Origin of the sequence: Sediminibacterium roseum, from assembly GCF_009939005.1 — a bacterium.
Taxonomy (GTDB): Bacteria; Bacteroidota; Bacteroidia; order Chitinophagales; family Chitinophagaceae; genus Sediminibacterium; species Sediminibacterium roseum.
The window spans coordinates 320567-335242 of sequence record NZ_JAACJS010000012.1; the positions used below are offsets into that span (position 1 = coordinate 320567).

Annotated in this window: 13 protein-coding genes; 11 read left to right on the plus strand and 2 right to left on the minus strand. The window is 50.0% G+C overall.

The features are described from left to right. Positions 1-55: 55 nt before the first annotated feature. From ccoS to GWC95_RS09745, 10 genes are all read left to right on the plus strand, one after another. Positions 56-232, plus strand: a complete 177-nt coding sequence (gene ccoS, locus GWC95_RS09700) for a cbb3-type cytochrome oxidase assembly protein CcoS (RefSeq protein ID WP_161818506.1) — start codon at positions 56-58, stop codon at positions 230-232. Between the two features lie 5 nt (positions 233-237). Then, the gene (gene ccoN / locus GWC95_RS09705) at positions 238-2376 is read left to right on the plus strand and encodes a cytochrome-c oxidase, cbb3-type subunit I (protein ID WP_161818507.1); all 2139 of its coding nucleotides are present in this window, start codon (positions 238-240) and stop codon (positions 2374-2376) included. A 13-nt stretch (positions 2377-2389) separates the two neighbouring features. Then, positions 2390-2551, plus strand: coding sequence for a CcoQ/FixQ family Cbb3-type cytochrome c oxidase assembly chaperone (locus GWC95_RS09710; RefSeq protein WP_161818508.1), 162 nt, complete (start codon positions 2390-2392; stop codon positions 2549-2551). A gap of 18 nt (positions 2552-2569) precedes the next feature. Then, entirely contained in the window at positions 2570-3727 is a 1158-nt protein-coding gene (locus GWC95_RS09715) for a cbb3-type cytochrome c oxidase N-terminal domain-containing protein (protein ID WP_161818509.1), read from the plus strand. A 1-nt stretch (position 3728) separates the two neighbouring features. Continuing rightward, the gene (gene ccoG, locus GWC95_RS09720) at positions 3729-5129 is read left to right on the plus strand and encodes a cytochrome c oxidase accessory protein CcoG (protein WP_161818510.1); all 1401 of its coding nucleotides are present in this window, start codon (positions 3729-3731) and stop codon (positions 5127-5129) included. 15 nt (positions 5130-5144) lie between these two features. Next, a complete protein-coding gene (locus GWC95_RS09725) occupies positions 5145-5576 on the plus strand; it encodes a FixH family protein (RefSeq protein WP_161818511.1) in 432 nt (143 codons plus the stop codon). After that, positions 5573-6277, plus strand: coding sequence for a sulfite exporter TauE/SafE family protein (locus GWC95_RS09730; protein ID WP_161818512.1), 705 nt, complete (start codon positions 5573-5575; stop codon positions 6275-6277). Before GWC95_RS09725 ends, GWC95_RS09730 begins: the two co-directional genes overlap by 4 nt. A 574-nt stretch (positions 6278-6851) precedes the next feature. Then, positions 6852-7256, plus strand: coding sequence for a hypothetical protein (locus GWC95_RS09735; protein WP_161818513.1), 405 nt, complete (start codon positions 6852-6854; stop codon positions 7254-7256). A gap of 117 nt (positions 7257-7373) precedes the next feature. Further along, a complete protein-coding gene (locus tag GWC95_RS09740) occupies positions 7374-7784 on the plus strand; it encodes a response regulator (RefSeq protein WP_161818514.1) in 411 nt (136 codons plus the stop codon). 2 nt (positions 7785-7786) lie between these two features. Beyond that, entirely contained in the window at positions 7787-9316 is a 1530-nt protein-coding gene (locus tag GWC95_RS09745) for a sensor histidine kinase (RefSeq protein ID WP_161818515.1), read from the plus strand. A gap of 33 nt (positions 9317-9349) precedes the next feature. On the opposite strand, the gene GWC95_RS09750 is transcribed toward GWC95_RS09745, so the two are convergent. After that, positions 9350-10150, minus strand: coding sequence for an inorganic diphosphatase (locus GWC95_RS09750; RefSeq protein ID WP_161818516.1), 801 nt, complete (start codon positions 10148-10150; stop codon positions 9350-9352). Positions 10151-10212: 62 nt separating this feature from the next. After that, positions 10213-11589: a S41 family peptidase gene (locus GWC95_RS09755; protein WP_161818517.1), complete on the minus strand. Its 1377-nt coding sequence runs from the start codon at positions 11587-11589 to the stop codon at positions 10213-10215. Between the two features lie 306 nt (positions 11590-11895). On the opposite strand from GWC95_RS09755, the gene GWC95_RS09760 reads away from it, so the two are divergent. After that, entirely contained in the window at positions 11896-14655 is a 2760-nt protein-coding gene (locus GWC95_RS09760; RefSeq protein ID WP_161818518.1) for a PAS domain-containing sensor histidine kinase, read from the plus strand. The last annotated feature ends 21 nt before the right edge of the window (positions 14656-14676 follow it).

Genomic DNA, 14676 nt, shown 5'->3' on the forward strand with positions numbered 1-14676 from the left:
GATGTCATTTCCCGGCAAACTGCCTGCGGATAGTTTTGCGAAGTAAATAATTCATGTGAGCGTTATCATTCTGCTGGTACTTGCCAGCCTATCCATCGCACTTGTTTTCCTGGCGGGTTTTCTCTGGAGCCTGCGTACCGGGCAATACGATGATGAAGCAGGCGATTCGGTTCGTATACTTCTCGATGAATCTGTTCCCGATCAACATTCCCAATCATTGACCAATCTATAAAGCTTATGCAACTGGAAAAATTCTATTACGACAACCGCATCGTTAAATGGTTTGCCTACGCCACGGTTCTCTGGGCCGTTGTGGGAATGCTCGCGGGTTTATTGGCTGCTGTACAGATCTACCTCCCTGCTGCCAACTTCAATCTCCCGATCACAACATTCGGCCGCGTAAGGCCGGTTCATACCAACGCCGTCATTTTTGCTTTCGTGGGCAACGGGATCTTTATGGGTGTGTATTATTCGCTGCAGCGCCTGTGCAAAACAAGGATGTTCAGCGACAAACTCAGCAAGATCCATTTCTGGGGATGGCAACTGATCATCGTGGTTGCGGCCGTTACCCTGCTTGCAGGTTATACAACCGGTAAAGAATATGCCGAGCTCGAATGGCCGGTGGATATTGCCATCGCGATCGTATGGGTATTGTTCGGCATCAACATGTTCGGCACCATCCTTAAGAGAAGACAAAGCCACTTGTATGTGGCCATCTGGTTTTACATCGCTACCTGGGTTACCGTTGCAATGCTTCACATTGTAAACTCTTTCGAGATACCGGTGAGCCTTTTTAAAAGCTACAGCTGGTATGCAGGTGTTCAGGATGCATTGGTGCAATGGTGGTACGGACATAATGCCGTTGCCTTCTTCCTCACTACCCCATACCTCGGCGTGATGTATTACTTTCTGCCGAAAGCGGCAAACCGCCCGGTTTACAGTTATCGTCTTTCCATCATCCACTTCTGGGCATTGATCTTTATTTATATCTGGGCAGGGCCGCACCACCTTCTTTACACTGCATTGCCCGACTGGGCGCAGAGCCTTGGTGTTGTTTTCAGTATTATGTTGATCGCACCCAGTTGGGGCGGTATGCTCAACGGTCTGTTCACCCTTCGCGGTGCATGGGATAAAGTAAGGGAAGAACCTGTTCTGAAATTTATGGTGGTGGCAATTACCGCATACGGTATGGCCACTTTTGAAGGGCCGTTGCTGAGTTTGAAAAATGTAAACGCGATCTCGCATTTTACCGACTGGACGATCGCTCACGTACACGTGGGCGCCCTCGGCTGGAACGGCTTTCTCACCTTCGCGGTGTTGTACTGGATCATCCCCCGCATTTTTCAAACACCATTGTATTCCAAAAAACTGGCCGGCACGCATTTCTGGATCGGCACGATAGGAATTGTTCTGTACGCTGTGCCGATGTACTGGGCTGGCTTCAGCCAGGCGATGATGTGGAAGACCTTTACACCCGACGGCACATTGAAATTCCAGTTCCTCGAAACGGTAACACACATCATTCCATTGTACATCACAAGGAGCATTGGCGGAACGCTGTACCTCGTTGGTACGCTGATCATGGTGTTCAATTTGTACAAAACCGTGAAGGCCGGCAAACTGCTTGCCAACGAAGAGGCAGAAGCAGCGCCGCTGCCCAAAAAACCCGAAACACATGGAAAGGAATACTGGCACCGCTGGATCGAACGCAGGCCCATGCAAATGCTGGTGTTCAGCCTGGTAGCGGTTGCCATCGGTGGTATACTTGAATTGATCCCTACGTTCCTCATCAAAAGCAACGTACCAACCATTGCGGCAGTTAAACCTTATACGCCGCTTGAGTTGCAGGGACGCGATATCTACATCAGGGAAGGGTGTTATACCTGTCACTCACAAATGATCCGTCCGTTCCGCGATGAGGTTGCCCGTTACGGAGAATACAGCAAAGCAGGTGAATTTATTTACGATCACCCGTTCCAGTGGGGCAGCAAACGCACAGGGCCCGACCTGGCCAGGATCGGTGGAAAGTATCCCGACAGCTGGCACTACAACCACATGATGGATCCGAGGTTGATGAGCCCGGGCTCGATCATGCCGCCTTATCCATGGTTGCTCGACGACCAGATAGACACCGCAAGCACACCGGCAAAGATCAGGGCGATGCAAACACTGGGCGTTCCATATCCCGCAGGGTATGATCAACAGGCAAATGCAGATCTCAGGCAACAGGCAGAGAGCATTAAAGCAAGCCTGAAAAAAGACAAGATCAGTACGCCATCCAACGCAGAGATCATTGCGCTGATCGCTTACCTGCAGCGCGTGGGCATCGATATCAAAGGCGATAAAAAAACAGGAACCGAAACGCAACAGAAATAATAAAAACAGCTTTATGAAATTCATCAACTACCTCGAGAAGATAACGGGCGTCGATATATTCGGGCTCACTTCCTTCATGATCTTTTTCACCTTTTTTGTAGTGATGGCACTGTGGGCGTGGAAAGCCGATAAGAATTTAATCGACAAGATCAACCGCATACCGCTGGATCAATAACCCATCAAACGAACGAACATGAAAAGGCTTTTAATAAGATTGATTACCGGAATTGTAACAATGTTCTTTGCACTGCTTGCATCACCAACGCTGTTACTTGCCGCAGATGCGCCAAAAAAATCTTCGATGAACAACCCCATCGCGATCGTGATCGTTGTGGTGATCGTTGCCCTGCTCATCGTGATAGCGCTGCTCTCCTACGTATTACTCGGCATTGCGCAATTCTATGTGAAACGCGCGAAAGAACAGGCGCAACAAAACGGTACCGCGGCAAAAACCACGGTATTGCTGCTCTGCTGCCTGGCCGGCTTCTCCGCATTCGCTCAAACAGACAACGCAGCAGTGGTAACCGACAGATCCATTGGCGGTCTTTCGGAAGCCACCTTTTTTACATTGATGACGGTGATCGCCATTGAACTGGCCGTTATCGCCGCACTCGCCTGGTTCCTGAAAAGACTGATGGCGAAGGAAGAGACCAGGCAGGCGGCAGAGATTGCAAACGCAGTTCCGAAAGACAGCCTCCTGAAAAGGATCTGGGACCGCGCGAACCGTTTCCGTGCCATCCACCAAGAAGCAGACATCGATCTCGGTCACGATTACGACAGCATCCGCGAGCTCGACAACCGTCTTCCACCCTGGTGGCTGTATGGGTTTTACTGTACCGTGATTTTCGCGGCCATCTATCTCTGGCGCGCAGAGGTTTCAAAAAGCGCCCCATCCGCTATCCAGGAATATACGGCATCGGTGGCTGAGGCTGAAAAACAAAAAGAGATCTACCTCGCAAACGCGGCCAATAATGTTGATGAGAACTCCGTGAAATTATTGGGGGCCGATGGCATTGCCGCAGGTAAAATGATCTTTACCGGCACCTGCGCAGCCTGTCATGGCACAGACGGTGGTGGCGGTGTGGGCCCGAACCTTACCGATGACTACTGGTTACACGGCGGAACGCTGAAAGATGTTTTTAAAACGATCAAATACGGCGTACAGGAGAAAGGAATGAAATCGTGGAAAGACGATCTCTCTCCGGTACAGATCGCGCAACTCGCCAGTTTCGTGAAATCGATCAAAGGCACAAAACCGGCAACACCAAAAGAACCGCAGGGAGAACCGTTCAAAGAGAATACCGCTGATTCAGCAAACGCAACAAAAACGACCGCATCCATAACACAATAGTATGCCAGCCATAACCACACAGGAAAATTTCCGCGACCGCATCGCAACCGTTGATGGCAAGGGAAAACGGAAATGGGTGTTTGCCACACAACCCAAAGGGAAGCTGTATACCATACGGAGCATAGTCAGTTATGTTTACCTCCTGATTTTTTTCGGCCTCCCGTTTGTTACCGTAAATGGAAGGCCGCTGTTCCTGTTCAATATCCCGGAAGCAAAATTCATCCTGTTTGGAAAAGTATTCTGGCCCCAGGATTTCTTCATCTTCGGGTTAACGATGGTAACCTTCGTGTTCCTGATCATACTCTTTACCGCTGCGTTTGGAAGATTGTTCTGCGGCTGGGTTTGCCCGCAAACCATATTTATGGAAATGCTCTTCCGGAAGGTTGAATACCTGGTGATGGGAAGTGCGGCCAGACAAAAACAATTGTCGCAACAACCGTGGACAACCCGCAGGATCTTGTTAACAACCACCAAACACGTTCTGTTTTTCCTGCTGGCCTTCATCATCGCAAACTTCTTCCTTGCATATATCATCGGGATAAAACAACTGGAGAAGATCATTACCGAACCGGTGAGCGATCACCTGCTCGGGTTGCTTTCGATCTTTGTTTTCAGTTGCATCTTCTACGCGGTATACGCATTTTTCAGGGAGCAGGCATGCACGGTGATTTGTCCGTACGGCCGTTTGCAAAGTGTTCTGCTCGACAAGAACTCGCTCATCGTGGCCTACGATTACAGGCGTGGAGAACCAAGAGGCATTGCGAAACCAGACAGCGGTGCCGTTTTGGGAGATTGTGTGGATTGTTTCCAGTGCGTACGCGTTTGTCCTACAGCCATCGACATCCGCAATGGCGTGCAGATGGAATGCGTTGGCTGTACCGCATGTATAGATGCCTGTGATTCGGTGATGACCAAAATGAACAAGGCAACCGGGCTCATCCGCTACGCTTCAGAGAACGGCATTGCTAAGGGAGAAAAGCTGCATTACACAACGCGGATGAAATTATACACGGCGCTTTGTGTTTTGATGCTTGTTGTGTTGTCGTTCCTGCTCGCATCGCGCAAAGACATTGATGCAACGGTAATGCGTACACCGGGTATTTTGTTCCAGGAGAAAGGGAAAGACAGCATATCAAACCTGTACAACATCAAAGTGGTGAACAAAACGATCAAAGATGTTCCGCTGTCTGTTCAGGTTGAGAACCACCACGGAAATGTTAAGATCATAGGTAAGCCCTACATAGCAGTTGCAAAAGAAGGACAAGGCAGCGGGTCTTTTTTTGTAACGCTTCCCAGAACAGAGATCACAACCAGGAAAACAGAACTAAGCCTTGGGCTTTTTGAAGGCGATAGACGCATTGCAACCATACGAACCAATTTTCTCGGCCCCGTGGGCGATTAACCAAAAATATATTTTATGAGTTGGGGATACAGGATCATGTTACTTTTTACCGGTTTTGCCGCGCTGATGATTACGCTCGTTTACAAAGCCACGCATACGAAGTATGAATTGGTGAGCAAAGATTATTATGCCGACGAGCTGCGCTACCAGGAAAAAATAGACGGCATGAACAATGCATCCGTTGCAGGCAACCTCACGGTAACCAACGACACAAAATACATCCAGGTGCAGCTGCCGGCAAGCATCACACAGCAGCCCGATTCAGCAAATGCATGGTTCTACTGCAAAACAAATGCTTCGCACGATGTGCGGATGAATGTTGTTTTTGTTAATGGATTGCTGGCTGTTGACCGTACAAAAATATTCAACGAGCAATACGAGTTCCGCCTGCAGTTTGTAGCTGGTAAAAAGCGGTACCATTACACACAATACATCGATCTGCGATGACAGCCGCTGCATTCATCTTAACCGGTTTTGGCATGGGTCTCGCGGGGAGCCTTCACTGCGTGGGCATGTGCGGGCCGTTGATGATGGCTTTGCCGCTGCACAGTTTCTCCACTGCTAAAAAGATCATTGCGATCGTACTGTATCATTCGGGCAGGTTGATGAGTTATGCTATGCTTGGCGCAGCAACGGGAATGGTGGGCAGGCAGTTTTTTATCGGTGGCTACCAACAGGCGTTCTCCATTGCCATCGGGATGGTATTGCTTGCAACCGTACTGGTTACGCGGCGTAAAGGCACATTGTTGCAACGCTCCTGGTTGTACAAAAAAGTTCAATCGCTGATGGTCCGCTTTCTTCAGCAACCTTCATTAAAAACCGTGTGGATGATGGGCGCCGCCAATGGTCTGCTGCCCTGTGGAATGGTGTATGTTGCCATGGTTGCCGCCGCATCTACCGGCAGCGTTGTTTACGGTTCGCTCTTTATGCTGCTGTTTGGATCAGGAACCATTCCGTTGCTGATGCTTGCTTCATTCGCAGGAATATTTTTCCGCCCGCGTGTACGCCTCGCGCTGAAAAAAGTTTCACCGTATGTTACGGCGTTTATTGCGGTTTTACTGGTATTGCGCGGGCTCAACCTGAACATTCCCTATCTGAGCCCATTGCTTTCTTTGCCCGGAAATGAGGAGGTCATTTCCTGCCATTGATCCGATTCTTCTCTCCATTGTTGGTTGATCAAAACGCTTCGTCTGCTGATTCTTTTAATGAAGAATTCGGGATTTAAGAAAATTTTAGTGCTGGCCGGTGTTTATAACGAACACAACCCTACCCTGTTCCGTTCACACCATTGTTTCGCTGGTTGCAAAACACGCCGGTACCATGACTTTCCACCATTTTGCACTTTTTTTAGGAAGTTAACCATTCCATCGTAACGCAACTGTATTGGATTGTTATATCTTTGTTCCGGCTTCAACGATCCGTAACACTATTCCCTACTCCGCGGCAAGATTCAGGAAAGTCTTTTGGCAACCCAAAAGGCCAACCTGGAAGCGTTATCGCCCGGCTGTCGGAACAGAATTCAAACAGGATTACGGTAAACCTGGAAAGGAACCAAAGGCCATCTGCTCTATTCCGCAGTACTGTGAAAGCAGTCTGTGATCTGCTATCTGTGTAAGCGTTTACATACGCTTCATCATCATTCCATTTTTATCTGCCGTACAACGGCTATCGCTTCACCATGCCTGTTATGAACGCGTTTCTGCAGGTGATCATCCTCTATTCATGAAATTCAGATTACACCGGTTGCTCGATACACATAAATTCTCTTACGTTGCCCTGAGCGAAGAAACCGGGCACAGCATTTATTTCAACGAAACCTGGCTTCACCTGCTGCCGCCGCAAAGCCTGCGGCTGCCCGACCGGCACCACCTGCCCGCTGAACGTTCCATCGAGCTCGACCTCCAGTTGTTTGAAAAAATGCTGGGCGACTTTATGGGCCAAAGCGCCTACAGCCTTGCCGTGCATTTCGGTTTCAAAACCATCGTGATCCGGTATTACGATGCCCGCGGCAAACTGCAGCGCGTAGTAGACCTGGTGCCGGGCGAAGACAGGGTCATGACCCGGGTTTTTGAGTTCATTTATCCTATGATGGAAGCCATCCATTATACCGTGTTCCACTCTGCCTAAAGCAGACCGGCCCGGTTGATGGGGCGGATTTGTCACATACGGGATGAATTATGCCCCGAAAACGCCCTGTTTAACCGTGGCATCAATTTTACAGTGAATACTTAAACATTCTCACAGATGTCAGATTTGTCCCAAAACTGCCTGATGATCGATGATGATCCGGATGACCATGAGATTTTCGAATTGTGTCTCCGGGAAGTAGCGCCTGGAATCGGGTTCCGCGCCTTAAGCAGCGGCCCGGAAGCCATTGGGGTTTTGACGTCAGAAAGTGCCTGCCTGCCGGGATGGATCTTCCTCGACATGAACATGCCGAGGATGAACGGGCTCGCCTGCCTCAAAGAACTACGCAGCATTGAGCGGCTGCAAAACACGCAGATCTACATGTTTTCAACCACCAAACAACACGATGCAGAAATGCAGGCAGCGTCATTGGGCGCCGCGGCATTTATTGTTAAACCGGAACGCCCGTCGGAACTCAGGCAATTGTTATCATCACTTTTTTCAGGAACAGGCAAATTTTTCTCTTGATTATGACCACAGGCAAAACGTTACAGGCTTCGGATAACTCAGTGTACCGGCGGATGATCGAAGAGATCGAGGATTATGCGATCATTATGCTGGACCGCAAGGGGGTTATCCAGAACTGGAACCGTGGCGCCCAAAAGATCAAGCAGTATACCGAACAGGAAGTGATCGGAAAGCACTTCAGTATATTTTATTTACCCGAAGATGCTGCCGCCGGTTTGCCGGAGACCCTGCTGGGAGCGGCGCTGCGCAATGGCCGTGCCTATCACGAGGGCTGGCGCAAGCGAAAGGACGGGTCGCGCTTCTGGGGAAGCATTACAATTACCGCCATCCACGACGACGAGGGCGAAACAACCGGCTTCTGCAAAGTAACACGCGACCTGACCGACCAGAAACACGCTGCGGATAACCTCCGCGAAAGCGAAGAACGATATGCGCGTATGGTGGCCGAAGTACAGGATTATGCCATCATCCTGTTAGATTCAAACGGTATCATCAAAAACTGGAACGCGGGCGCAGAGAAGATCAAAGGATACAAGGCAGAGGAGATCATCGGGCAGCGCTTCGACCGCTTCTACAGTGATGCGGACAGGGAATCAGGATTGCCTTATCAACTGCTCGGTATCGCCACACGCGAGGGCCGCGCAACACACGAAGGATGGCGCATACGGAAAGACGGCACGCGTTTCTGGGGAGGCATCATCATTACCGCGTTGCACGATCCGCAGGGAAATGTGATCGGTTTTACCAAGGTTACCCGCGACCTCACGCAAAAGAAGATAGCGGAAGATAAACTGGCCGCGTATACCGCAGAACTGGAACAGCAAAACCACGAACTGGAACAGTTCGCCTTTGTTGCCTCGCACGACCTGCAGGAACCGCTGCGCAAGATCCTCGCCTTTTCCGAATTGATACGCGGGCACATAGACGACAGGAATTTTGTAGACCGCTACTTTGCCAAACTGGAGGCCTCCGCCATGCGCATGTCTGAACTGATCCGCGCCTTGCTTGCCTACAGCCGCATCGGCAGAGACGATGCCATAATGGACGAAGTTGACCTTTCAGCCGTACTGGCCGAAGTAACCAATGACCTGGAACTGCTGATCGAGGAAAAACAGGCCGTGATCAACATTGGCGAACTGCCGGTGCTGCGCGGCAACCATGTGCAGCTGCGGCAACTGTTCTTCAACCTTATGAGCAACGCGCTGAAGTTTTGTGAAGACAAACCCGTAATAACGGTAACTGCAGAAAAAATGCCAGCGAACGAGATGCCGCCATGCAGTGCTGCCAGGGCCGGCCGCGACCATTATAGGATCGATGTAAAAGACAACGGCATCGGATTCGAACCCAAATATGCCGACCTTATTTTCTCGCTTTTCCGGCGCTTGCACGGACAACAGGAATATGCGGGAACAGGCATCGGCCTTGCACTCTGCAAAAAGATCTGTGATAACCACCACGGCTGCATCAGTGCGCAGGGCACGCCGGGCGAAGGGTCAATTTTTTCGGTATGGCTTCCGTCTCAACACAGGTAATGCGAAGCAGAAGCATGAGGGTTGTTGAACAGTTTACAACAATCCCATTTCGCATTGCCTGATCACGAGATCATCCTGCTTGAATTTTAATTTTAATTCTTCCTTGTATTTTTTCCAGAACGACGCATCTATGCTCGCTGCCATCACCTCGAAAACAATGATGGTGTCCCCTACTACTTTTTTGCCGTTTTTTTGCCAAAGTCCTTCGGCAGGCGACTGCGTGTAGATGGTTACCCCGCCAAACGTTCCCAGTAATTTTTCTTTCACCAGGTTGAAATAGGATTCAGGAAACAGGGCGCCCCTGTTGCTGTAAAGCGGCAGCAATAACTGGATCTGTTTGGTAGGTTCAGCATCCTGCCTGGCTGCCTGTATCAACCGTTTTGCGGCGTTGCTTCCGCGCCGCTGGAGCGGTGTGAATTTCTTACCGGCCTGTGCGTTGTAATTGATGAAAAAGTTTTCAAGCTCCCTCACGATTTTCCCCGGCATTTGTTTGAGTTCCGATGTTGCCCCGTATTGCACGGAAATCTCGGGTATGGCCACCAGACGGTCGTTCCTGATCGTTTCCCCGTTCTTTTCTTTCTGCTTTGCATTGATCACGCCGATGATCCTGCATTTGACAGCGCAACCGGGAAAGGAAGGAAATTCCGAAACAACGACCACATCAAGCGGGTCGCCATCCTCTCCCTTTGTGCCGGGAACAAAACCAAAATCAAATGGGAAAACCAGTCCCGAAGGAAGTGCCTTCCTGAGTTCCAGTGTTCCTAGCTTGTGGTTGAAATCAAATTTCACACCATAGCCTTTCGGTGTTTCGATTATACAGTTGATGGCTTCCATAAACCGGCACAACTAAAAATCCGCGCCAGCACCGGAACGATGACCAAAACTAAAATCTGCGCTTATTTGATCTCGCCTTTCAGGTACACCAAAGCTTTCTCCAGCACGGGATCTTTTTGGCTGATGAAGTCGCGTACCGTAGGGATCACTTCTATGTGCGGAACAACGCCAACGCCTACAAAGGGAGAACCATCCGGGTAAGTGTCTTTTTTGGTGCATACACGCGCGGTGATCCCGCCCACCAGGTCGAACTGGAATGGCTGGCCGGTGCTTCCGAAACTGCGGTCGCCGATCCTTTTCATATGCGGCTGGTTTGCTGCGCTGATGAGAAAATCTTCGGCTGCTGAAGCGGTATTGTTGCCAACAAGGATGGCCGTGGGTACAACAAGCCGTTTGGCCGCGAGGCGGAAAGTATCCGGCGCATAATCAAACGCGTAATAATAATTGTCGTTGAACGTGCGGTAGCTTCTTTTGTTCCACTCGCTGTTAAGGGTGTCTTTCGGCGTTACGTATTTACCCCATGCCTTGAAAGCGGCCCTGTGCTCGCGGGTGAAATACCGCGAGTGCTGCATCACCGAATCCTGCATAAAATAACGGAGGATGTAGGTACCCACCCCGGTGCTGCCCCCGCCATTGTTACGCAGATCGATGATCAGCGCTTTTGCATCGTAGAGTTCCGGAAGTTTGGTATCAAATATAGAATCGATCGCAGGATTGCCAAATGAATTGAGCGAGAGGTATGCCACCTGCCCGGGGTACCATTTCAATTCAAGCAATGGTGTGTTCACAAACGCCGGGAAAAATGCAGTATCTGCCGTACGCTCGTGTGTGAGGTGAAGGGAGAATTCATTTCCATCCGGCTTGCGGAAGGTAACATCGTAGCTTGTTCCTATCAACCCATAGAGCAGGTTTTGTGCTGCAAGCCGTTTGCGTACGTAATCCGTGGAACTGCTGATATACGGCTCAACACTGTCGCGCATGTACCGTTCCGTAGGCAGCCCGTTTACCGCGATCACCTCTGTGCCGATGGGAAACAATTCTGCCTGGCTCTTCAAACGGCGGTTGATGATGGCCTTGCCATCGATGTATTCCAGTCCAAACCAATATTTGCCGAACATCTTTCCATACATCAAAGACCCGATGGAACCCGGTGCAAAAACATTCGTGTGCCCGTCGTTCAGCAACGCGCAAAAACGCTGTAACAACCGGTAATACTCATAATCGTTCGGCGTTGCCTGAACCTGCGTGATGTACGCGCGGTAAGTACTGTCCCACATACGGCGGTCGACCTTGTCCAGGTACACAAAATTGTAATTCACTTCCTGCCAGAATTTCGAAAGGCCATATACCTTGTCGGCAGCACTGATGGTATTGGGAAGCGGCTGTGCATGTGCCGCCAATGAAGCAAAAAGCAAAACAGCGAGTAGTTGGTTTCTCATAACGTGATGGAGTACTCCTTTGGTACGTATTTACCTAACGCAGTTGCATGGTTAAAGTTACAGGCCGGGCGTCAGAAATTACATGAACGCGACCTTCTCTTATCAATTTAAGGGGCGGTACTGCAATTTATATAATGTTATTGCAGAGATCTACACCAAATGCACCAAAACCACCACTTCTACTGTAATGTAGTTTGCCTGCCAGGCTTTCTACCCCATGCATATTGATTTGAGTCACAGGTAATACCCGCAATTTCATGAGCGCGAAAAAAGTAATAACTTCCCGTTTTAAAACGAGGTCACAAGTTGGAAACCGGCCAGAAGCACCCACATAGCAAACCCAATGCGACAGACACCGCGGCGTATCTGCAACTGATCGAGGAATCTGTTCCTGCCATGATGTTTTTCATCGATGATGAACAACGCTATCGTTTTTACAATGCTGTTTTTAAAAAATGGTTCAAAGTAAACGATGGGGAAGCCATCGGAAAAACCGTTAGGGAATTCATAGGCGAAAAATCCTATGCTACGGTACGCCCTTACCTCGAAAGAGCCTATAACGGAGAAACGGTTCGCTACCAGGTGCATGCGCCGGCGAAGATCGGCGAAGACAGGTGGCTGGATATTGTTTACACGCCCCGCATAGACGCGAACCGGCGTGTACTGGGTATCATCGTTCACGCGACAGACATCACGCAGTTGAAAAATACAGAAACATCCCTCAAACGCAGTGAGGCCCGTTTCCGCACATTGGTGCAGGAAGCACCTGTTGCAACCTGTCTTTTTACCGGCAAGGATTTTACCATCACGCTGGCCAATGAACGCATGCTGGGCGTTTGGGGAAAAGATGCTTCGGTGATCGGACTGCCGCTGCGCGATGCATTACCGGAGCTGAAGGGACAGCCGTTTCTCGACTTACTTGACCATGTATACGAAACAGGCGAGGCCTACCACGACGAAGCCGCGGAAGCAAAACTCATGGTGAACGGGGTGCTCGGCACTTATTATTTCAACTACACCTACAAACCCCTGCTGGATGAAAATGGAAAGGTCTACGCGATAATGGACATGGCGGTGGACGTAACGGAACAGGTGTTGCTGCAAAAAGAGCTGAAAGAAAGAGACGCGAGGTTCCGCGCCATGCTCGAGCAGGCTCCTGTTGCAATGCTGTTGCTGCGTGGTGAGGACCTGGTCCTGGATATGGCCAATGACGCGATGCTGGAAATGATGGGAAGAGACGCAAGCGTGATCGGCAAACCGATGCTCGAATTCATGCCCGAACTTGAAGGACAGAAAGTGCTGGAGATTATGAAGAACGTGTACTACACGGGAGAGCCGCATCACATCCACAATGCACCTGTTACCATTGTAAAAGACGGCCTACCTAAACAGGGCTATTACACCGTGTCTTATGTGCCGGTTAAAGAAAACGGCAAAACGACCGGTGTCCTGGAAGTTGCGCTTGATGTAACGATCCGTTATGAAACGCAACAGCAACTGGAAAAGAGCCGCAACGAATTACTCGCATCTTTCAACGATGCACCTGTAGCGATCGCCCTGATCGGTGCAGACCCGGCACTCACTTTCCGGATGGCCAACCGCAAATACCTTGAACTGGTGGGACGGCCGAACGCAGAAGTGGTAAACAAACCGTTGCTGGTGGCCCTACCCGATATCGAGGGCCAGGGCTTTGTTGAGATATTACGTGATGTGATCGCCACAGGCGATCCATTTATTTCAAATGAACACCCTGCGGAAATCTATTTCGAGGGCAAGCCAAAAAAATTGATCCTGAATTTCACCTACCAGCCGATGCGCGACGAGCACGGCGTGGTTACGGGCATCCTCGCTGTATTGATCGATGTTACCGAGCAGGTTGTTTCCAGGCAAAGGATCGAATCCAAAGAAAAAGAACTGCGTGACCTGATCACCGCCTCACCCATCGGTATCTGCGTAGTAAGCGGTTCTCCTGTGATGGTGGAAGAAGTGAACGATCGCTTCGAGATCATTTCCGGAAAAACACGGGCACAGTTTTTAGCTGCCCCCTACTGGACGGTACTCAAAGAAGCAGCGCCGATTTTCGAACCGATCCTTGACAATGTTTTCAAGACCGGCGTAAAGTACACAACCGCAGAAAGCGAAGTGGTGCTGTTACGGGCCGGTAAGGAGGAAAAGGTTTACCTCACTTTTGAATACATACCGGTAAAGGACAACAATGACCTCGTTACCAAAGTAATTGTGATGGCGGTAGAAGTAACACACCAGGTTGAGATACGCAGGGAGATCGAAGCAGCGGTTGCCGCGCGGACAAAAGAGCTCGCGGAACTAAACATAAGCCTTACAAGATCAAACGAAGAACTTGAACAGTTCGCCTATATCGCTTCGCACGACTTGCAGGAACCCGTTCGCAAGATCAGCACTTTCTCCCGGTTGCTCGAGCAGAATCTCGGGCAGCTCGATGAAAAAGCAAAACTCTATTTTCAAAAGATCTACAGTTCTACCGACAGGATGGTAAAACTTATCCGCGATGTGCTGGCCTATTCGCAGGTGTACAAGGACATAGACGGCTTTAACTCCGTGGATCTGAATGAGCTGTTCAAATCGCTGGAAAATGATTTTGAATTACAGATAGCGCAGACAAAAGCAACGCTTCGCATTGGTGCATTGCCGGTGGTTCGAGGTATTCATTCTCAACTTGCGCAGGTATTCGGTAACCTGATGTCCAATTCGTTAAAATACATCCGGCCCGGCATAGACCCGGTAATAACAGTTGAGGTGAAAAAGGCAACGCAGCAGGAAGTGGCGCTGCATCCTTCCATTGCACAACACACCAGGTATCACCACATCACTTTTTCCGACAACGGCATCGGCTTCGGGCAGGAACATGCGGATACGATTTTTAAAATCTTCCAGCGTTTACACGGCAAGGAACAATTTGAAGGAACGGGCATCGGGTTGTCGATCGTACGAAAGATCGTTCAGCAGCACCAGGGGCACATCTCAGCTGAGCCGGGGAAAAACGGTGGCGCCGTGTTCAATGTACTGTTGCCTTTTGCCGAGGATTAACAGGCAGCGATGCCGGATGCT